Here is a 20,600-nt window from a genome sequence, read left to right on the forward strand (position 1 = left end):
TGGAGTCAGAGGGCGATGCCGACGTTCCGGGGCTCGGTGAAGAAGCGCATGGCTTCCGCGCCCCCCTCCCTGCCGAGGCCCGACTGGCCGGTGCCGCCAAAGGGGGTGCGCAGGTCGCGCATCATCCAGGTGTTGATCCAGACGACGCCGGCACGGACGTCCCTGGCCAGCCGGTGGGCGCGCGACAGGTCACGGGTCCAGATGGATGCCGCGAGCCCGTAGTCGCCGGCATTGGCCATGTGCAGCGCGTCGGCGTCGGAATCGAAGGGCTGCAAGGTGGCGACCGGCCCGAAGATTTCCTCGGTGTTGGTCGCGCATGCTGCGTCGAGTCCGTCCACGACCGTCGGCGGGACGAACCAGCCGGGCCGCTCCAGCGGCGCGCCACCACACAGGATCCGGGCGCCCTCGGCGCGCGCGCGCGCGATCGCCGCGACGACCTTGTCGAAATGCGCCTGTGACACCAACGGGCCCAGCTGTGCGTCCGGATCCATCGGGTCGCCGACGCGCAGGGCCGCGGCACGCTCCACGAACGCGTCCCGGAAGCGCGCCCAGATCGTGCGCTCGACGAGGATGCGCGAGCCGCAGAGGCAGATCTGCCCGCTGTTCTGGAAAGCGGAGCGCACAAGGGTGTCCAGGTGCTCCTCCCAGTCGCTGTCGGCGAACACCAGGGTGGCGTTCTTGCCGCCAAGCTCCAGCGAGACCTTCTTCAGCAGTGGGCCGGCGACGCCTGCAATGCGTCGGCCCACGGCCGTGCTGCCTGTGAAGGAGATCGCCCGCACGGCAGGGTGGGTCACGAGGTGCTCGCCGACCACGGGGCCCTCGCCATGGACGATGTTGAGCACGCCGGGCGGCATGCCGACCCCGGCGGCCAGCTCGCCGAGCAGGGTGGCCGTGGCCGGCGTCACCTCCGATGGCTTCGCGACCACGGTATTTCCGGCCGCCAGTGCCGGGGCGACCTTCCAGGTCAGCAAGTACAGCGGCAGGTTCCAGGGCGAGATCGTGCCGACGACGCCGAGCGGCGGCCGCAGGGTGTAGTTGAGGCCGGCCTCGCCGTGGTGCGACTCGCTCGAAAACTGCGTGGCCGCATGGGCGAAAAAGCGCAGGTTGGAGACGGCGCGCGGGATCTCGACGTCGCGCGCAAGGCGGTAGGGCTTGCCCGCATCGCGGGATTCCGCGTGCGCGAAGTCGTCGGCCCGCGCCTCCAGCGCGGCCGCGAGCGTCTCCAGCCAGTGCGAGCGCGCGGAATTCGGCAGCGCGGACCAGCCCGGGAACGCCGCCGCCGCCGCGTCGACCGCCGCGGCCACGTCGCCAGCCGTGCCGGCAGCGACGCGGGCATAGATCGACCCGCTCGCGGGCTCGGACACGTCCAGCCAGGCACCGTCTCCGGGCGCGCAGGCCTTGCCGTCGATCCAGTGGGTGAACTGCCGCATCCGCCTAGCTTAGCGGCCGGGCCCGATGGCCGACACCCGGGGACGCCGCATGCGGCGGTCGAGGGGCGACGCGACGGCCCTGGTCGTGGCACGGGGCCGGCGCAATGCGCGCTCCCGCGCCATCGACGGAACGGACCCGCGTCGCGGATGTTTCAGCCACGAATCGCGCTGTAGAGCGTCAACATGCCGATGCCGGCCACCATCGCGAGCGCGAGCTGGCGGAACCGCTGTTGCGGCACATGGCGCAGCAGCCCGCGTCCGAGCCAGGTGCCGACCACGGCGACCATGACCAGGGCGGGGATCCACGCCAGCTCGAGTCCGCGCATGTAGCCGTTGCGGTAGTAGACGATGGATCGGGACAGGTCGATGCCGAGGTCGATCCCGGCCGAGGTCGCGACGAAGACCTCCTTCGGCAGCGCGAATGCCGCCAGCGTCAGCCCGCGAATGGCGCCGCCGGTGCCGACCAGGCCGGCCATGCCGCCGGATACGGCCCCGCCCAGCACCGCGTTGCTGGCGGTCGGGCGTGCCGACCATTCCGGGTGCATCAGCATCCAGCCGCTGAAACCGATCAGGAATACGGCCAGTGCGACCTCGAGGCCGCGGGTCGGCACGTGGGCGGTGGCGTAGGCACCGCCGACCGCGAACAGGATCGAGGGCACGCCGATCCGCAGCACCAGCCCCCGATCGATGCCGCCGCGGAACATGCCCAGCTTGCTCAGGTTGCTGGCGAGATGGAAAAGCGCGGTGATGCCGAGTACCGCCTCGAAGGCGAAGAACAGGTTGGCGATGGGCACGAAGAACACCGAGGAGCCGAAGCCGCCGACGGTCCCGGCGACCTCAGCGAGCAGCGCCAGGGCCAGGAAGACCAGGCTTCGCTCGAGTCCGGACACGGGGCCGTCAGACGTCCAGCACGTCGCCGGGCAGCGGCAGGCGAGCCGTCACGCCGAACCGCTCGTGGACCTCGCCCGCCAGTGCCTCGCGGGCGCGCTCCTCGCCGTGGACCAGCGCAAGCGGCGGCCTCGCCTTGAAATTGGCATACCAGGCGAGCAGGGCCTGCTGCCCGGCGTGCGCGGACAGCCCGCCGACGGTGTGCACCTGCGCATTGACGCGGATGTCGCTGCCGTGGATCCGCACCCAGCGTGCGCCATCCACGAGCCGCCTGCCGAGCGTGCCCTCGGCCTGGTAGCCGACGAAGATGACGTGGGTTTCCCGCCGGTCGAGCCGGTGGCGGAAGTGGTGCAGGATGCGGCCGCCGGTCGCCATGCCGGATCCCGCGACGATGATCGCGCCGCCGGCGAGGCGGTTGATGGCCATGGACTCCTCGGTAGTCCGGGTCATGCGCAGGTTGGGCATCTCGAACGGCGACGGGCGCTGGGACCAGACCGCCCTGGCTTCGGCGTCGAAGAGGTCCTGGTGGCGCGCGTACACATCCACCACCTTGGCTGCCATGGGGCTGTCGAGGAAGATCCGCCAGCGATCCATCTGCCAGGCGTCCGCCTGCGCGGCAAACCGGTACAGGAGCTCCTGCGAGCGCCCGACCGCGAATGCGGGGATCAGCACGACGCCGCCGCTCCGCCACGCCGTCTCGAGGATCTCGCCCAGCTCGCCGACCGTACGATCGCGGTCGCGATGCTCGCGATCGCCATAGGTGGACTCGAGCAGGACCAGGTCGGCATCGCCCACCGCGACCGGGTCGCGAAGGATCGGCGTGCCCGTCGGCCCGAGGTCGCCGGAAAACACCAGCTTGCGGCCGTCGGCCCAGACCTCGACGATCGCGGCCCCCAGGATGTGGCCGGCGTCGCGCAGGCGCACCGTCACCCCGGGCGCGACCTCGCGCCGCTCGTCGTAGGACAGAGGTCGCAGGCGAGACAGCACGGTGTCGACATCGGCATGGGTGAAAAGTGGAACCACGGCCTCCTCGCCCTTGCGCCGCCTGCGGTTGGCGCGTTCGGCGTCGGACTCGGCGATCCCGGCGGAGTCGTGGAGCATGATCGGCAGCAGCGAGGCCGTGGCCTCCTGGGCATGGATCAGGCCGGCATAGCCGGCGCGGCAAAGTACCGGGACGCGTCCGATGTGGTCGAGGTGGGCGTGGCTCAGGACGAGCGCCGAGAGTCCGGCCGCATCGAAGGGAAACGCGGCGGCATTGCGCGCCTGCGCGTCGCGGTGGCCCTGGAAAATGCCGCAGTCCAGCAGCACCCGGGAGCCGCCACCGCGGACCAGGTGCATCGAGCCGGTGACCCCGCCGGCCGCCCCGTGGATCTCGACCTGCATGGCCTTCCCGTCTGGAATGGGCCATCCGACCGTAACACGCGGTTGCCGGTACGCGGCGAGCGGGTCGCCGGGGCGCGCGCGTCCGCAGCATCGAGCCGGAGTCGGGCAGGCGCGGCGAACGGGCGGCAACCGCGCGCAGGCCACCCCGGTGGCAGGTGACGCGTCACGGCAGGACGCCGGGTTGCGGCGCTCAGATCGACTGCATGCGGCCGCCGTCCACCGCGAGGCTGACGCCGTTGACGTAGGCCGCCGCGGGTGAGCACAGGAAGGCGATCACGCCACCGGTTTCCTCGGGCCTGGCGAATCGCCCGGCGGGCACGGCGGCGCGCAGGCTCGCGGCCACTTCTTCCTCGCTCCGCCCTTCCTTGGCGGCGCGGTCGCGCAGGATCTGGTCGATGCGGCGGGTCTCGGTGAAGCCGGGCAGCACGTTGTTGACGGTGATGCCGTCGGCGGCGAGTTCACGCGAGAGCGTCTTGGCCCAGCTGGCGACCGCGCCGCGCACCGTGTTGGAGACGCCGAGGTTGGGGATGGGCTCGCGCACCGACGTCGAGATGACGTTGACGATGCGCCCCCAACGCGCGGCGCGCATGCCGGGCAGGACCGCCTGCACCAGCGCGTGGCCGGCGACGAGGTGCCGGTTGAAGGCGTCCAGGAAATCACCCGCCGCCGCCGCATGCGCGGGGCCGCCCGGGGGGCCACCGGTGTTGTTGATCAGGATGTGGACCGGGTCGCCGGCGGCCAGCCGATCGATCTTGTCCCGCAAATCCGCCAGGTCGCCCATGTCGGCCGCGATCGATCCGTGGCGTTGGCTTTCGGCGCGGGGCAGGGCAGCGGCGACCTCTTCCAGCACCTCGGCGCGCCGGGCGAGCACCGTGACACGGGCGCCCAGCAGGGCCAGCTCGTGCGCGGCGGCGCGACCGATCCCGTCGGATCCGCCGCAGACCAGGGCGTGCTTGCCGGTGAGATCCAGGTCCATCGCAATACTCCTCAGGGGGTGCGTGCACGCATCAAGGCCGCAACCGCGCGGGCATCGTCGCCTTCCTGCGCCTCCAGCGCAGCGACGACCGCGCGCCGGTTCGACTCGGGGTGGTTCTGGTTGAGCTTGGCCTTCAACTGGATGGTGGACGGGAAAAACCGGAAGCCGACGATACCGCGTAGCTGCCGGCGCTGGTCTTCCCGGTCGTGCTGGTACTTCCAGCCGCCACCGGCGGTGGTCTCGAAGCGCTGGCTCAGACGGGCCACCAGGTCACCCAGCGCATCCTCGTCGTCGAAACGCTCCAGGCGGCCGGTCAAGTGCGCTGCAGCGTAGTTCCAAGTCGGGACCCGCGCCTGCGCATCATGGTCCGGATACCAGCTCGGGGACACGTAGGCATGGGGACCATGCACGACCAGCAACGCTTCCTCGGGTCCGATGGCCTGCGGGTTCGGGCGAGCCCAGTGCCCCTCCATCAGGACATCGTCGCCATCCCGCCGGTACAGCACGGGCAGGTGGCTCACGAAGGGCTTTCGCTGCTCGTCGACCGTGGCCAGTGTCACGAACGGATCGGCCTCCAGGAGGCTGTCGAGAAGCCGGAGGTCGGTCTCCATGTAGGCACGGGGTGTGTACATGGCCGGCGTCTACGCACGAACGCCCAGCGACTGGAGCATGCGGGGGCGGAGCTTGGCGTCGTCGTCGGCTTGCGGTGGCTGCAACTCGTCCAGGGCGAACCCGCGCGCCAGGGCATCCTCGGCATCGAGGCCCTCGAAGGCCACGAACTCCGCGTCCATGAGCATCGCGCGGGCACTGTCCTCGCTGTCGTAGCCCAGGGTGTTGCCGTCGCTGTCGAAGACTTCGGCGGTGCCCCCGGGCCTGATCCGCAAGCGTGCCCACACGACGGTGCGCCCAAGGCTGGCCAGCCACCATTGCTCGTCGACGTAAGGGTGCGTAGCGTCGCTCATGCGGCGAGCGACCATAGCCACAGCAGGCCCGCGCCGATCAGGCCGAGCACGATGGTGGACAGCGAGAGCATCGCCGGTGTCGCGAGTCCGGTGAACTGCGGATCGGGCGTCTGCCGGTAGCGGCCGCTGAGCAGCCACCACAAGGCCGCTGGATGCAGGAACGCGCCAGGACCCAGCCGAGCACGGACGGCGGGGTGCCGGTCGCGCAGGTGCACCAGCGCCAGGGGCCAGAAGATGACGAAGGCGCAGGCGCCGGCGATCGCCATGGCGACGCAGAGCAGGGCGAGGAACAGGATCACGGGGGCTCAGTACTCCGCGTGGCCGGGCGCGCGCGGGTACGGGATCGCGTCGCGGATGTTGGACAGGCCGCAGACGTAGACCACCAGCCGCTCGAAACCGAGGCCGAACCCGGCGTGCGGCACGGTGCCATAGCGCCGGAAATCCCGGTACCAGCCGTAATGCTCGGCATCCAGGCCGAACTGCGCCATGCGCTGGTCGAGCACGTCCAGCCGCTCCTCCCGCTGCGAGCCGCCGATGATCTCGCCGATGCCCGGTGCCAGGACGTCCATCGCCGCGACCGTCCTGCCGTCGTCGTTCAGGCGCATGTAGAAGGCCTTGATGTGCTCTGGGTAGTCGGTGACCACCACCGGGCGGCCCACGTGCTGCTCGGTCAGCCAGCGCTCGTGCTCGGTCTGCAGGTCCAGGCCCCATTCCACCGGGAATTCGAACTTCTGCCCGGACTCCTGCAGCAGCTTGACTGCGTCGCCGTAATCGATGCGCTCGAACGGCGCGTTGACGAAGGCTTCCAGCCGGGCAACGGCATCCTTCTGCACGCGCTCGGCGATGAAGGCCATGTCGTCGGCTCGCTCGGCGAGCACTGCACGGAACAGGTACTTGAGGAAATCCTCGGCCAGGTCGGCGTTGTCGGCCAGGTCGGCGAACGCGATTTCCGGCTCGATCATCCAGAACTCGGCCAGGTGCCGTGTGGTGTTGCTGTTCTCGGCGCGGAAGGTCGGGCCGAAGGTGTAGACCTTCGACAAGGCCAGGCAGAACGCCTCGACGTTGAGCTGGCCGGAGACGGTGAGGAAGGTTTCCTTGCCGAAGAAGTCCCGCCCGAAATCGACCTCGCCATCCTTGCCGCGAGGCAGGTTGGCCAGGTCCAGCGTGGAGACCCGGAACATCTGGCCGGCGCCTTCGGCGTCGGATGTCGTGACGATCGGTGTGTTGACCCAGTAGAAGCCGCGCTCGTGGAAGAACCGGTGCACGGCCTGGGCCAGGCTGTGGCGGATGCGGGTGACGGCCCCGAACAGGTTGGTGCGAGGCCGCAGGTGCGCGACTTCGCGCAGGAACTCCAGCGAGTGGGCCTTGGGCTGGATGGGGTAGGTCTCCGGGTCTTCCACCCAGCCCACCACCTCGACGCCGTCGGCCTGGATCTCGAAGCCCTGGCCCTTGCCCTGCGATTCCACCAGCGTGCCGCTGGCCTTGATCGCGCACCCGGCGCTGAGGCGGCGCACTTCGGATTCGTAGTTGGGCAGGGTGTCGGGCGCCACCACCTGGATGGTGGCGAAGCAGGAGCCGTCGCTCACGTTGATGAAGCTCAGCCCCGCCTTGGAGTCGCGCCGGGTCCGGACCCAGCCGCGGACGGTGACCTCGCCCCCGACGGGCAGCCTGCCCGCGAGCGCATGTTCGACGCTGACCACCGTCATGCCTTGAATCCTTGCAGAGGGGAACCGAGATAGGGAGGGTCGTTCCGTGCAGTTTACCGAACCCCCGCACGCCACCGGGTAGAATTGTCCCATGCCGATCCGTCTTGCCCCCGCCGCGCTGAGCCGCGTCCAGAGCTATCTTGCCGAGTCCAGCGACGCGCTGGGCCTGCGTTTCGGCGTGCGCCGCACCGGATGTTCGGGCTGGAGCTACGTCGTCGACCTGGCGCGCGAGTCGCGCGAAGGGGACACCGTCTTCGAACAGGATGGCGTGCGCATCCACGTCGACTCGGAGAGCCTGGGTCTGGTCGATGGCACCGAGATCGACTTCCTCAAGCAGGGATTGAACGAGCAGTTCGTGTTCCGCAACCCGAATGTCTCGGCCGAGTGCGGGTGCGGCGAGAGCTTCACCACGGACGCCGACAAGGCTGCCTGAGGCTTTTCGTAGGGTGGCCACAGGGCCCCGGCGACCCCTCCCGGCCCGGCCGGGAGCGCTGGCCGCGATGCCGCTAGACTCCCGGAGACCGTCCCCGGGGAGCCCGCAATGATCCGAGTCCTGCTGTCCGTCGCCTTTTACTTGTTGCTCGCCGCCGGCCCGCTGCAGGCGCAGGACGCCGGCCAACCGCCACGCAATGCCCAGGCAATCGCGCTACACGCCCTGTTCGACGCCGAATGGGAGCGCGACATGCGCGAATCGCCGGAAACGGCAACCTACCGGGGCGACGACCGCTACAACGACCGCTGGACCGATATCAGCCTCGCTGCCATCGAGCGCCGCCAGGCCGAGGACCGGGCCGTCCTGGCGCGGCTGGAGGCCATAGACCGCTCGGCCCTCTCGGTCGAGGACCGGCTAAGCTACGACGTGTTCCTGTGGCAACAGCGCAAGGCGGTCGAGCGGCAGAAGTACAAGGAGTTCCAGCGCGCGGTCAGCCAGCGCGGCGGGATCCAGAACGCCGAGAACATCGCCGAGGTCCTCAGGTTCCGTTCGGCGAAGGACTACCGCGACTGGCTTGCGCGGATGCGGGCCATTCCACGGCAGGTCGCCGACACCACGGCATTGCTGCGGGAGGGGGCCGCCGCCGGGAACGTCCCGCCGCGCGTGCTGATGCAGCGCGTCCCGGACCAGGTGAACGCGCAGATCGTCGAAGATCCCGCCAGCAGCCCGTTCTACAAGGCCTTCGCCGACATGCCGGCGGACCTGCCCGCCGCCGAAAGGGCAGCTTTGCAGGCAGAGGCGCGCGAGGTGATCTCCGGCCAGATCATCCCCGCGTATCGCCGGTTCAAGGCGTTCTTCGTGGACGAATACCTGCCGGCGACCCGCGAGACCATCGCCGCGGCCGACCTTCCCGACGGGAAGGCCTACTACGACTTCCTCGCCGCGACATTCACCACCACGGACCTGACCGCCGACCGGATCCATGCCATCGGCCTGCAGGAGGTGGCACGCATCCGCGGCGAGATGGAGCAGGTCCGCCGCGAGGTCGGCTTCGAGGGCGGCTTGCCCGAATTCTTCGACCACTTGCGCACCGATCCCAGGTTCTTCCACGAGTCGCCCGAATCGCTCCTGGAGGCCTACCAGGCGATGTCGAAACGCATCGACCCGGAACTGGTGAAGGTCTTCCGGATCATCCCGCGCCTGCCGTACGGCGTCCGCCCGATCCCCGACAACATCGCGCCCGACACCACGACGGCCTATTACCAGCCGGGCGCCCTAGATGGCACCCGCCCGGGCTATTACTACGTCAACCTCTACCGGCCCGAAGTGCGCCCGAAGTGGGAAATGATGGCGCTTTCGCTGCACGAGGCAGTGCCGGGACACCACTTCCAATATGCGCGGAGCATGGAGCTGGCCGAAGTCCCGAAATTCCGGCGAGGGGGCGGCTTCACCGCCTTCGGAGAAGGCTGGGGCCTGTATGCGGAGCGCCTGGGTTACGACATGGGCCTCTACGACGACCCCTACGACCGCATGGGCCAACTGGCGTATGACATGTGGCGCGCCGTTCGCCTGGTGGTCGATACCGGCATGCACAGCAAGGGCTGGAGCCGTGACCGCGCCATCGCCTACTTCATGGACAACGCGCCCAAGACCGAGCAGGACATCGTCAACGAAATCGACCGCTACATCGGCTGGCCCGGGCAGGCCCTGGCCTACAAGATCGGCCAGCTGAAGATCTCCGAACTCCGGGAACGGGCCAGCAAGCGCCTGGGAGGGAAATTCGACCTGAGGGACTTCAACGACGCCGTGCTCGCGATCGGGTCCGTCCCGCTGGACGTCCTGGAGGCCCATATCGACGCCTGGGTGGACCAGCGCGCCCGCCAGCCCTAGGCGGAGGGACAGGGCAGGGGAGACAAGCCGCCGGACCTCCGGCGGTGTCGAAGGGTTGATGCCCCGTGCGGCGGCCCCCGTCCAGGTCGTCCCCGAAGGGTTACCCCGGACGGGCGATTTGCCTCCAAGCCATTGAACCTGCCATAATTTCCGGCTTCCTGCGGGTCCCTGGCCCGTGCGAAGCCCTTGCCCCACGGCATCCGTCCGGATTCGCCGGGGGCTATCCGGGCCCGCGGCGCCTGCGCCGCCGGCCGATATCCACAAGGAAACAACATGCGTCACTACGAAGTCGTGTTCCTGGTCCATCCGGACCAGAGCGAGCAGGTGCCGGCCATGATCGAGCGCTACAAGGGCTTGATCGAGGGCGGCAACGGCAAGATCCACCGGCTCGAGGACTGGGGCCGCCGGCAGCTGGCCTACCCGATCAACAACCTGGTGAAGGCCCATTACGTGCTCTTCAACATGGAAGCCGACCAGGCGGTTCTCGACGAGCTGGTCGAGACCTTCCGTTTCAACGACGCGATCCTGCGCCACCTGGTCATGCGCCGCGACGAGGCCGAGACGGAGCAGTCGCTGATCATGAAGAACAAGGACGACAAGGGCGACAAGCCCGAGCGCACCGAGCGCAAGCGCCGCGACAACGACGACGGCGCGAAGGCCGACGACAACGATTCCTCGGACGATGAGTCCGACGACAACGCCGAAGCCGCCTGAGGAGCCCAGACATGTCCAAATTCTTCCGCCGCCGCAAGTTCTGCAAGTTCACGGCCGAGGGCGTCAAGGAGATCGATTACAAGGATCTCAACACCCTGCGCCAGAACCTCACCGACAACGGCAAGATCGTGCCCAGCCGCATCACGGGCACCAAGTCGAAGTACCAGCGCCAGCTCGCCACTGCCGTCAAGCGTGCGCGTTTCCTGGCCCTGATCCCGTACACCGACAACCACAACGTCTGATGCACCTTGCTCCCTTCGCGCCAGCGGGGGAGCAAGGCCCAGGCCCCGTCCATTCGGACAGCCAAAGTTGCGGCATCTCCTGCCGCTAACGAATCATGCCCAACACGGGCACGGGAGCACACCATGGAACTGATCCTGCTGCAGAAAGTGAACAAGCTCGGAAACCTCGGCGACAAGGTCAAGGTCAAGCCGGGTTACGGCCGCAACTTCCTCGTCCCGCAGGGCAAGGCAGTGCCGGCGAGCGCGGAAAACATCGCCGAGTTCGAGGCCAAGCGCGCCGACTACGAAGCCAAGGCCAAGCAGGCCAGCGACGAGGCGCAGGTGCGCCTGGCCAAGCTCGAAGGCGCCAGCGTCACCATCTACGCCAACGCTTCCGCCGAAGGCAAGCTGTACGGCTCGGTCGGGCCGCGCGACATCGCGGAGGCGCTGACCAAGGCCGGTACCCCCGTGGAGAAGTCCGAGGTGGTGATGGGCGAGGGTGCGTTCCGTACCGTCGGGGAGTTCGAGGTCATCGTGCACCTGCACGCCGATGCCGAGACCCCGGTCAAGGTCATCGTGGCGCCCGAGGCTGCGTAAGCGCGCCTCGCAAGTGTCGATGGAACGGGCGCCGCGAGGCGCCCGTTCCGTTTGCGGGTTGCGATTCGAGGATTGGCGGGTAGACGCTGGCGCAGGGCGGTTTACCTGATCGAGATGCGTTTCTTCTTCGGCGAGTTCATTTCCCTGGTTGACGCGAAGAAATACCCGAGGGCGAACGTTCATCCCGAACCGGCAAACCCTGTGGCATCGATGCCGGGAGTCGTCGACAGGGCAGGAAGGGAGCAGGTGTCGTCATTGCTTCCAAGCGCATTGCGCCGCGGCTCGCTCGACAGCTGCTGGGCCTTGACGCCTGGCGTGTTTGGAGAACAGCGCGCAACCATGCGCGCCGCCGGGCCTGCGCATGTCGGCGATGCCTGCCTGCACCGGGGAAATGCACGCGAAGTTGCAGTGCGCTGTTGATGTTTCGGCACAGGCGCACCCGTTCGCATTGCGCAGTTCCGTTGGGCGGCGGGCATGAATGGCCGTTTTCCTGCCGGGCCAGGCGTGGTGAGTCGGAAAACCCCCGCGACAACTCCGTGGGCAGGGGTGCCTTCTCCAGGCAAGCGGTTTTTTCCTCGGTTCGTTCCTTCGTGGCGAACGAAAGAAATCAACTCCCGCGCTGGCGCGAAACGCTGCCTGCGTGTTCGCTCCAGGGTCCAGTAACCGGATCGTCGCCAGTCTCACCCCACGAGATCGGTCCGCGCTATCAAATAATCGATTTATCCACAGCTTGTTCCGTCGCGTGCCCACAGGCCGGGGGACTAGGATGACCGCTCGAGTACACGCACAGGGTCGCCAAGACGGCTCGATACATGCCGGCGACGGCAGGGGAATCACGCAGTTGATGAGCGCACGACCGGGCTTCCGGCAAGACGGCCCTACCCATTCCGCGCGCGGGGATGGGCGGATCGAGCAGTTGCGGGTGCCGCCTCAGTCGGTGGAGGCGGAACAGGCCGTCCTCGGCGGCCTGATGCTGGCCCCGGACGCCTACGACCGTATCGCTGACCAGCTGGTCGAGCTCGACTTCTACCGCCGCGACCACCAGTTGATCTACCGGGCAATCCGCGAGCTGGCCGAGAAAAGCCGACCCTACGACGCGGTGACGCTGGGCGAATGGTTCGAATCCCAGGGCTTGGCCGAGCAGGTCGCCGGAGGCGCCTACCTGGTCGAACTGGCCAGCACCACGCCATCGGCTGCAAACATCAAGGCCTACGCCGACATCGTTCGCGACAAGGCGGTATTGCGCCAGCTGATCGAGGTTGGTACCGGCATCGTCAACGACGGTTTCCAGCCGGATGGCCGGGACAGCGGGGAGATCCTGGCCCGCGCCGAGCAGGAAGTTTTCGCCATCGCGGAGGCCGGCGCGCGCGGACGCAGCGATTTCGTCGCGGTCAACACCGCGATGGCGGAGGCCTTCGATGTCCTGCAGACGCGCTACGCCAACGGCGGCGGGATCACGGGCCTGCCCACCGGTTATGCCGAGTTCGACGAGATGACCGCGGGCTTGCAGCCGACGGACCTGATCATCCTCGCGGCGCGTCCGGCGATGGGCAAGACCACGCTGGCGCTCAACATCGCCGAATATGCGGCGATCAAGACCAAGAAGGCGGTCGCCGTCTTCTCCATGGAAATGTCGGCCAGCCAGCTGGCGCTGCGCCTGATCTCGGCCAATGGCCGCGTCAACGCCACCCGCCTGCGCACGGGCCAACTGGAGGACGAGGACTGGAGCCGGGTGACCAGCGCGATCCGCATGCTCAAGGAATCGAAGATCTTCATCGACGACACGCCCGCGCTGTCGCCGGAGGTCCTGCGCGCCAAGGCCCGGCGGCTCAAGCGGGAGCATGACGTCGGCCTGATCGTCATCGACTACCTGCAGCTGATGGCGGTGCCGGGCAACAGCGAGAACCGGGCGACCGAGATCTCCGAGATCTCGCGCTCGCTCAAGGCCCTGGCCAAGGAACTGAACGTGCCGGTCATCGCGCTGTCACAGCTCAACCGTTCGCTGGAAACCCGCACGGACAAGCGGCCGGTGATGGCGGACCTGCGCGAGTCCGGCGCGATCGAGCAGGACGCCGACGTCATCGTCTTCATCTACCGCGACGAGTACTACAACAAGGAAAGCTCGCCCGACAAGGGTCTCGCGGAGATCATCATCGGCAAGCAGCGCAACGGCCCGACCGGTTCGATCAAGCTGAAGTTCTTCGGCGAGTACACGCGTTTCGACAACCTCGCGCACGATTCCGTGGGAAGCTTCGAATAGCCGGTCTGGCCGGCACCGGAACCGAGGGTCTCCAGCCCGTTGACGCCAGGCGCCGGAGGGGAGGTGCCGAACCGCTTCCGGACTGCACATTGCACGCGAGCGCCCGCTAGACTTCCGGCATGGCCCGACCCACTTTCGCCACGATCCATGCAGATGCACTGCGCCATAACCTGGCCGTGCTCCGCGCGGTGGCACCCGCCAGCCGGTTGATGGCCGTGGTGAAGGCCGATGGGTACGGCCATGGCCTGGAGCGGGTCGCCAGGTCGCTCTCGTCGGCCGATGCCTTCGGGGTTGCCTCGCTGTCCGATGCCGAGCGATTGCGGGCAGCGGGCCACGAGCATCCCATCGTGCTGCTGTCGGGGTTCGACGCCCCCGAGGACCTGCCGCGCATGTCCCAACTCTCGGTGCAGACCGTGGTCCATGACGCGAACCAGCTCGAGATGCTCGGGCAGGCCACGGCCCTCGCGGCGCCCATCCGGTGCTGGTTGAAGGTCGACACGGGCATGCATCGCCTCGGCTTCGCTCCGGAAGAAGTGCGGGAAGCGCATTCGCGCCTGGAGGCGATGCCCAGCGTGGATGCGGAGGTCGTGCTGATGACCCATTTCGCCAGTTCCGACGCGCTCCCGGCCTCCACCGCGGACGACGGACAGACACGGGCGCAACTCAATGCATTCGCGGCCAGCACGGAGGGCCTTGCCGGACCCCGTTCGCTCGCCAACTCGGCAGCCGTGCTGGGCTGGCCGCAGTCCCACGGCGACTGGATCCGGCCGGGTGGGGCGTTGTTCGGCATGTCCGTGGTGGCCGGCAGTCCCGGGGCTGCGTTCGGGCTGCGTCCGGCGATGACCCTGGGAACCCGCTTGCTTGCCGTGAAGCGAATCCGTCGCGGGGAGCGGGTCGGGTATGGGGGGGCCTGGACCTGTCCCGAAGACATGCCGATCGGTGTCGCCGCCATCGGTTATGGCGATGGCTACCCGCGACTCGCACCCGCCGGGACCCCGGCGCTGGTCGACGGCCGACCTGCACGCGTGATCGGGCGCGTCTCGATGGACCTGATGACGCTGGACCTTCGCGATTGTCCGGCGGCGGTGGCCGGGGCTCCGGTGACCCTTTGGGGAACCGGGCTGCCGATCGAGACCGTGGCCGAATCCGCTGGAACGATCGCGTACGAATTGTCGTGTTCGGTCACACGCCGGGTGCGTTTCATCGACGATTGACGGCGCGGAAAGGCGAAAAAGGGCGAAGATGGTGCATTGCAGCACGCATGCTAAGGTCGCTTTCGGCCGATTTTGTTGGCTGGGATTCACCTTTCTAAATCAGTGGGGGAGCAACACAAATGAAGCAGCACAAATTGACAGCGGCCCTGGTCCTGGGTCTGGCGACCTGCATCGCCGGATCGACCGGCATGGCCGCCGGCCCGAGCAGCGAACGGGTCATGGTGAAGTTCAAGCCGGGTGCCAAGGGACAGGCCCAGCAGGCGCTCCGGGGCGCAGGCGCCAAGTTCCATTACACCTTCGATAGCCTGAATACGTTCGCCGTGACCGTCCCGGCACAGGCGCTCTCGGGGCTTCGCAACAACCCGAACATCGAATTCATCGAAGCCGACGTCGTTCGCGCACCCCTCGGCCAGGTCCAGCCTTATGGCATCGGCATGGTCAAGGCGCCCCAGGTCTGGGCCACGGGCACCGACGGCTCCGGCATCAAGGTGTGCGTGATCGATTCCGGCATTGCGGCCAGCCATGAAGACCTGGCGGCGCTGAACCTGGGCGGCTACGCCAGCAACGGCCAGTCCTGGAACACCGACACCTGCGGCCACGGCTCGCACGTGGCCGGCACCATCGCCGCGCGCGACAATAATTCCGGCGTGATCGGCGTCAACAAGGGCAACATCTCCCTGCACATCGTCAAGGTCTTCGACGGCGCCAGCTGCGGCTGGAGCTATGCGTCGACCCTGATCGACGCGGCCCAGCGCTGCGCCAGTGCCGGCGCCAAGGTCATCAACATGAGCCTGGGCGGCTCGTTCTCCAGCAGCACCGAGGATGCCGGCTTCCAGCAGCTCTACGATGCGGGCGTCCTCAATATCGCGGCGGCCGGCAACGACGGCAACAACCGCCACAGCTATCCGGCGTCCTACGACAGCGTGATCTCGGTGGCCGCACTGGACAGCAACAAGGTGGTGGCTAGCTTCTCGCAGCAGACCAACCAGGTCGAGCTGGCGGCGCCCGGCGTGGGCGTGCTCAGCACGGTCCCCCAGGTGAGCGCCTCGACCACCGTCGGTGGCGACTCGTACATCGTGGCCGCACTCGAGGGCAGCCAGCAGCTGACCGCATCCGGTGCGTTGGTCAACGGTGGCCGTTGCACCAGCACCGGTAGCTGGGGTGGCAGGACCGTACTCTGCGAGCGCGGCGACATCAGCTTCGCCGACAAGGTCAACAACGCCGTCAACGGCGGCGCGGCCGCGGTGATCGTCTACAACAACGCCCCCGGCGGGTTCAGCGGGACCCTGGGCGCGACCGGTCCGGCAGCGCCTGCGGTGAGCATGTCGCAGGAAGACGGACAGTTCCTGGTCGCCAACCGCCTGGGCGTCAGTGCCACGGTCAGTACCATTCCCGGCACGGGCAGTGGATACGAGTATTACGACGGGACCTCGATGGCCACGCCGCATGTCGCTGGCGCGGCAGCGCTGGTGTGGAGCAAGAACCCCTCGTGGACCAACGCGCAGGTCCGCCAGGCGCTCGCCGTGACCGCGGAGGACTTGGGCGCGGCCGGAAGGGACAATGCCTACGGTTGGGGACTGATCAACGCCGAGGCCGCATTGACCGAGCTCGAAGGTGGCGCTCCGCCGCCGCCGCCGCCGGGCGACACCGCGCCAAGTGATCTGTCGGCCTCGGTCCAGAAAGGCAAGAACAAGCAGGTCAATCTGAGCTGGACCCCGGGTACCGCGGCCACGGTCGATGTGTATCGCGATGGCGGGGTAATTGCATCGGGCATCGCCAATGACGGCAGCCACAGCGACGGCTACATTGGACCCAAGCGCAGCACCTCGACCTACCAGGTCTGCGAAGCGGGCACCAGCAGCTGCAGCAACACGGCGAGCGTCCGCTTCTGACGCCTCGCTTCCGCAGGTTCAACTGCCAACAAGGCCCGGCAATCGCCGGGCCTTGTTCGTTTGGCGGCTACGGCGATTGCCACCGGCGGTGCATCGGGATTAGCGTGGGGCCATCGCAGCTGCGTCCACACCCATGCCCAACGCCATCGTCTGGTTCCGCAATGACCTTCGCCTCGATGACAACCCGGCGTTGCGCACGGCACTGGAAGAAGGGTTTGCGCCGCTTTGCGTGTACATTCACGCCCCGGACGAGGAGGGAGGCTGGGCACCGGGCGCAGCCTCCAATGCCTGGCGCCATCGGTCGCTCGCGGCGCTCGATGCCGACCTGCACGCTCGGGGCGCGCGGCTGCGGAGGTTCGTCGGCCCCAGCCTGCAGACGCTGACAACCCTGGCGGCCGCCAGTGATGCCGAGGCTGTGTTCTGGAACCGGCGCTACGAGCCGGCCGTCGAGAAGCGCGACACCCGTATCAAGGCCTCGCTGCGCGGGCAGGGGCTCAGGGCGGAAAGTTTCAACGGCGCATTGCTGTTCGAACCATGGGAGATCAAGACCAGGCAGGACGGCCCCTACAAGGTGTTCACGCCGTTCTGGCGCAATGCGCTGGCCAGCTGGCGGTCGCGCGCGCCATGGGATGCGCCGTCGGAAATCGCCGATGTCGCCGCGGGTCCGGCGGGCGTCGCGCTGGAAGCATTGAAGCTTGCGCCGGAACGGGACTGGGACGTTGGCTTCTGGGAACGCTGGACGCCGGGCGAAACCGGCGCACGCGAGGCGCTGGAAGTCTTCATCGACGGTGCCTTGCACGGCTATTGCGTCGATCGCGATCGTCCCGACCGGGTCGGCACGTCGCGCCTTTCGCCGCACCTCCATTTCGGCGAGATCTCGCCGTGGCGCGTCCTTGCCATGTTGGAGGCCGAACGCAAGGCATCGACGGCCGCCGACATCGATGCGTACATCCGCGAACTGGGCTGGCGCGAATTCGCCCACCACCTGTTGCATCATTTCCCGGACACGATCGACAGCAACCTCAACCCGCGCTTCGATCATTTCGACTGGGGGAAGCGCGATGCAAGGCAGCTGGGTGCATGGCAGCGAGGCTGCACCGGAGTGCCCATCGTGGATGCCGGAATGCGCGAATTGTGGCGCACCGGCTGGATGCACAATCGAGTGCGCATGATCGTCGCCAGCTACCTGACCAAGCACATGCGAATGCACTGGCGCGAGGGCGCGCGCTGGTTCTGGGACACGCTGGTGGACGCGGACCTGGCCAACAACACGCTGGGTTGGCAATGGGTGGCCGGGACCGGAGCCGACGCCTCGCCGTATTTCCGGATCTTCAATCCGGTGACCCAGGCGCGCAAGTTCGATCCCGCCGGCGAATACATCGCGAGATGGGTGCCTGAATTGGCAGGCATGCCGTTGCCACGCCGTTTTGCTCCCTGGACCGCGCCGAAGTCCGGGCCGCCCCCCGACGGGTACCCTGCCACGCCCCTGGTCGACCTGGCCGAAGGACGCGCGGCAGCGCTCCAGGCCTACTCCCAAACGCGGTAGCGCTTGCTGCCCGGGTCCGACGTGCGTTGACGCGTTTCCGCGATGCGTGATTCACTCGATGCGCATTCCGGAGAAGTCCATGCCCACCCATGACCGAAGCCGGCGGCGTCGCCGCGAATCGATGTCGCGCGTGGATACCGCCTGGCTGCGGATGGAGCGGCCGACGAATCCGATGATGATCACCGGCGTGCTCATGCTCGCGGAGCCCTTGTCGCTGCAGCGGCTCCGGCGCGTGGTCCGCGAACGCTTCCTTGCCTATTCCAGGTTCCTGCAGAGAGCGGTGGACACCGCGACCGGGGCTTCGTGGCTGGACGATGAGCGATTCGACCTGGACGCGCATGTCCTGCCGGCCGCGCTGCCCGGGCGTGTCCGCAGCGTCGCCTCGGAAAAGCGGGCGCTCGAGCGCTTGGTCAGCCGGCTGACATCCAGCCCGTTGGATCCGGCGCGCCCGCTTTGGCAATTCGATCTCGTGGAGCGCTACCAGGGCGGCTCGGCCCTCGTCGCCCGCATCCATCACAGCTACGCCGACGGCATCGCGCTGGTGCAGGTGCTGTTGTCCCTCACCGATACCCAACGCAACCCCGGCAAGGGCGCGGACCTTGCCAGGGCATGGTTGAAGGACGACGGCGCGAGCGTGGCGCGCCGCGTCGGTGCGGTCGAGCGCTATGCACGTCTGGGAAACCGGGTGATGGAAACAGGGCGTGACCTTCTCCGGGATCCCTCCCTGGCAGGCGTGCTTGCCAAGGAAGGCGGCGAGATCGCGCGCGAGCTGGTGACTGCACTCTCGTTGCCGGATGATCCGCCCAGTCTTCTGCGCGGTGAGCTCGGAAAGCGCAAGCGCGTCGCCTGGGCCGAACCGCTCGACCTCGACGACGTGAAGGCGGTCGGCCGTGCGTGCGACTGCACCGTCAACGATGTGCTGATGGCGACGGCCACCGGTGCGCTGCGGGGGTACATGATCGAACGGGGGGATGATCCGGATGGCCTGACGGTACGCGCCACCGTGCCGGTCAACCTCCGCCCCCTGGAGCACGCACGCAAGCTGGGCAACCATTTCGGGCTGGTATTCCTCGACTTGCCGGTGGGGGAGGAGAATCCGGTCGGCCGACTCGAGCGCGTCTCGGCATCCATGGATGGCCTGAAGGCCTCAAGGCAGGCGGTCGTGGCGTTTGGCCTGTTGGCAGCCCTGGGCATGGCGCCCGGGGCCGTGCAGGAAGTGGCTCTGGAGCTGTTCAGCCGGAAGGCCAGCGCGGTGGCGACCAACGTCCCGGGACCGCAACAGCCGTTGTACCTCGCCGGGTCCCTGGTGCGCGAATTGATGTTCTGGGTGCCGCAAACCGGTTCGATCGGAATCGGCGTGTCGATCATCAGCTACAACGGTCGCGTGCACTTCGGGCTGGTGGCCGATGCCGGGTTGATCCCCGATCCCGACGCGGTGGTCCGGCGCTTCGGGCCCGAATTCGACAAGCTGCTCTTTTTGGCCCTGATGGGCGATTGGGACCGGCCGCTGGACGCAAGCGTCGCCGAAGCGTTGCGGCCCGGAGACTGAACAGTTCCCGTCCGGCGCGGTCGAATCGAAGCTTTTTTCCGCCTCGTCACCCAACGCGGACGCGTGGATAGGTAGTTTGTCGCCACCCATTCAGATTCGGGCACAGCGTCCGGACAAACGAGGAGACCATAGATGCGTACATTCAAGACCGCAGGGATCGCAGCCGCCGTTGCAAGCGCCATGCTGCTCAGCAGCTGCGCCACCTACACCGGACAGACCACCGATCCAAATGATCCCAACCGCACGCGCACGGGTGCCCTGATTGGTGCCGGCATCGGCGCGGTCGCCGGTCTGCTCAGCGGCGACGACGCGACCGAACGCCGCCAGCGTGCCCTCGTCGGCGCAGGTGTGGGCGGCCTCGCCGGTGGCGCCATCGGTGCCTACCAGGATCGTCAGGAAGCGGCCTTGCGCCAGCAGACCGCCGGCACGGGCATCGAGGTGCAGCGCGATGGCGACGTCATCAAGCTCAACCTGCCGAACGGCGTGACCTTCGATTTCGGCAAGTCCGACCTCAAGCCGCAGTTCTTCCCGGCGCTCAACAACGTCGCGCAGACGCTGAAGGAATACGACCAGACCATCGTCGAGGTGACCGGCCACACCGACAGCGTCGGCAGTGACCAGGCCAACCAGGTGCTGTCCGAGCGCCGTGCGAATACCGTCGCCAACTACCTGATTGGCCAAGGTTTGTTGCGTCAGCGCTTCGAGATCGTCGGCATGGGCGAGCGGTATCCGATCGCCAGCAACGACACGGACTCGGGTCGTGCGCTCAACCGTCGCGTGGAGATCCGCATCGTGCCGCTGCGTGCCTGATCGCCAGGCCGGAGTGTCCGTTGTTGGTGGAACAAGGAGGCCGCGCCATGCGGCCTCCTTTTTTTGTGCCGTTTCCGCTCTTCGAGGTACGTCGGATCTGCGAACCCCGTCCGCGCCCTCTGCTTTTGG

At 67.9% G+C, this 20,600-nt stretch carries 20 protein-coding genes; 12 read left to right on the plus strand and 8 right to left on the minus strand.

The window, feature by feature from the left end; translation table 11 throughout:
* Positions 1 to 5 precede the first annotated feature (5 nt).
* The 8 genes from ABD970_RS08410 to asnS all read right to left on the minus strand — a co-directional run bounded on the left by ABD970_RS08410 (position 6) and on the right by asnS (position 7,345).
* Positions 6 to 1,430 carry an aldehyde dehydrogenase gene (locus tag ABD970_RS08410; RefSeq protein ID WP_345295043.1) on the minus strand — a complete coding sequence of 475 codons (1,425 nt, stop codon included), beginning with the start codon at positions 1,428 to 1,430 and terminating at the stop codon, positions 6 to 8.
* Positions 1,431 to 1,582: 152 nt separating this feature from the next.
* Positions 1,583 to 2,320 (minus strand): sulfite exporter TauE/SafE family protein, encoded by a 738-nt coding sequence (locus ABD970_RS08415; protein WP_345295044.1) that lies wholly within the window; start codon positions 2,318 to 2,320, stop codon positions 1,583 to 1,585.
* A 7-nt stretch (positions 2,321 to 2,327) separates the two neighbouring features.
* A complete protein-coding gene (locus ABD970_RS08420; RefSeq protein WP_345295045.1) occupies positions 2,328 to 3,701 on the minus strand; it encodes an MBL fold metallo-hydrolase RNA specificity domain-containing protein in 1,374 nt (457 codons plus the stop codon).
* 190 nt (positions 3,702 to 3,891) lie between these two features.
* A complete protein-coding gene (locus tag ABD970_RS08425) occupies positions 3,892 to 4,677 on the minus strand; it encodes an SDR family oxidoreductase (protein ID WP_345295046.1) in 786 nt (261 codons plus the stop codon).
* An 11-nt stretch (positions 4,678 to 4,688) separates the two neighbouring features.
* The gene (locus ABD970_RS08430; protein WP_345295047.1) at positions 4,689 to 5,309 is read right to left on the minus strand and encodes an FMN-binding negative transcriptional regulator; all 621 of its coding nucleotides are present in this window, start codon (positions 5,307 to 5,309) and stop codon (positions 4,689 to 4,691) included.
* 9 nt (positions 5,310 to 5,318) lie between these two features.
* Positions 5,319 to 5,639, minus strand: a complete 321-nt coding sequence (locus ABD970_RS08435; protein ID WP_345295048.1) for a hypothetical protein — start codon at positions 5,637 to 5,639, stop codon at positions 5,319 to 5,321.
* On the minus strand, positions 5,636 to 5,938 hold the full coding sequence (locus tag ABD970_RS08440) for a hypothetical protein (RefSeq protein WP_345295049.1): 303 nt from the start codon (positions 5,936 to 5,938) through the stop codon (positions 5,636 to 5,638). The genes ABD970_RS08435 and ABD970_RS08440 overlap by 4 nt, the downstream gene beginning before the upstream one ends.
* 6 nt (positions 5,939 to 5,944) lie before the next feature.
* Entirely contained in the window at positions 5,945 to 7,345 is a 1,401-nt protein-coding gene (gene asnS, locus ABD970_RS08445) for an asparagine--tRNA ligase (RefSeq protein WP_345295050.1), read from the minus strand.
* A 91-nt stretch (positions 7,346 to 7,436) separates the two neighbouring features.
* Here asnS and ABD970_RS08450 point away from each other — a divergent pair, with 91 nt between their 5' ends.
* The 12 genes from ABD970_RS08450 to ABD970_RS08505 all read left to right on the plus strand — a co-directional run bounded on the left by ABD970_RS08450 (position 7,437) and on the right by ABD970_RS08505 (position 20,471).
* Positions 7,437 to 7,778, plus strand: a complete 342-nt coding sequence (locus ABD970_RS08450) for a HesB/IscA family protein (RefSeq protein ID WP_345295051.1) — start codon at positions 7,437 to 7,439, stop codon at positions 7,776 to 7,778.
* Positions 7,779 to 7,886: 108 nt separating this feature from the next.
* On the plus strand, positions 7,887 to 9,668 hold the full coding sequence (locus ABD970_RS08455) for a DUF885 domain-containing protein (protein ID WP_345295052.1): 1,782 nt from the start codon (positions 7,887 to 7,889) through the stop codon (positions 9,666 to 9,668).
* Positions 9,669 to 9,941: 273 nt separating this feature from the next.
* Positions 9,942 to 10,382, plus strand: coding sequence for a 30S ribosomal protein S6 (gene rpsF / locus ABD970_RS08460; RefSeq protein WP_345295053.1), 441 nt, complete (start codon positions 9,942 to 9,944; stop codon positions 10,380 to 10,382).
* 11 nt (positions 10,383 to 10,393) lie between these two features.
* Positions 10,394 to 10,624, plus strand: coding sequence for a 30S ribosomal protein S18 (gene rpsR / locus ABD970_RS08465; protein WP_345295054.1), 231 nt, complete (start codon positions 10,394 to 10,396; stop codon positions 10,622 to 10,624).
* A gap of 123 nt (positions 10,625 to 10,747) precedes the next feature.
* Positions 10,748 to 11,200, plus strand: a complete 453-nt coding sequence (rplI, locus tag ABD970_RS08470) for a 50S ribosomal protein L9 (RefSeq protein WP_345295055.1) — start codon at positions 10,748 to 10,750, stop codon at positions 11,198 to 11,200.
* 114 nt (positions 11,201 to 11,314) lie between these two features.
* Positions 11,315 to 11,620, plus strand: coding sequence for a hypothetical protein (locus ABD970_RS08475; protein ID WP_345295056.1), 306 nt, complete (start codon positions 11,315 to 11,317; stop codon positions 11,618 to 11,620).
* 424 nt (positions 11,621 to 12,044) lie between these two features.
* On the plus strand, positions 12,045 to 13,460 hold the full coding sequence (locus ABD970_RS08480; protein ID WP_345295057.1) for a replicative DNA helicase: 1,416 nt from the start codon (positions 12,045 to 12,047) through the stop codon (positions 13,458 to 13,460).
* 119 nt (positions 13,461 to 13,579) lie between these two features.
* Positions 13,580 to 14,674 carry an alanine racemase gene (gene alr, locus ABD970_RS08485; protein ID WP_345295058.1) on the plus strand — a complete coding sequence of 365 codons (1,095 nt, stop codon included), beginning with the start codon at positions 13,580 to 13,582 and terminating at the stop codon, positions 14,672 to 14,674.
* Positions 14,675 to 14,793: 119 nt separating this feature from the next.
* Positions 14,794 to 16,566 carry a S8 family serine peptidase gene (locus tag ABD970_RS08490; RefSeq protein WP_345295059.1) on the plus strand — a complete coding sequence of 591 codons (1,773 nt, stop codon included), beginning with the start codon at positions 14,794 to 14,796 and terminating at the stop codon, positions 16,564 to 16,566.
* Between the two features lie 133 nt (positions 16,567 to 16,699).
* Positions 16,700 to 18,112: a cryptochrome/photolyase family protein gene (locus tag ABD970_RS08495; RefSeq protein WP_345295060.1), complete on the plus strand. Its 1,413-nt coding sequence runs from the start codon at positions 16,700 to 16,702 to the stop codon at positions 18,110 to 18,112.
* A gap of 79 nt (positions 18,113 to 18,191) precedes the next feature.
* Entirely contained in the window at positions 18,192 to 19,661 is a 1,470-nt protein-coding gene (locus ABD970_RS08500; protein ID WP_345295061.1) for a WS/DGAT/MGAT family O-acyltransferase, read from the plus strand.
* 132 nt (positions 19,662 to 19,793) lie between these two features.
* Positions 19,794 to 20,471: a YiaD family glycine zipper/OmpA-like lipoprotein gene (locus ABD970_RS08505; RefSeq protein ID WP_345295062.1), complete on the plus strand. Its 678-nt coding sequence runs from the start codon at positions 19,794 to 19,796 to the stop codon at positions 20,469 to 20,471.
* Positions 20,472 to 20,600 lie beyond the last annotated feature (129 nt).

The organism is Luteimonas vadosa (genome assembly GCF_039543545.1).
GTDB lineage: Bacteria > Pseudomonadota > Gammaproteobacteria > Xanthomonadales > Xanthomonadaceae > Luteimonas > Luteimonas vadosa.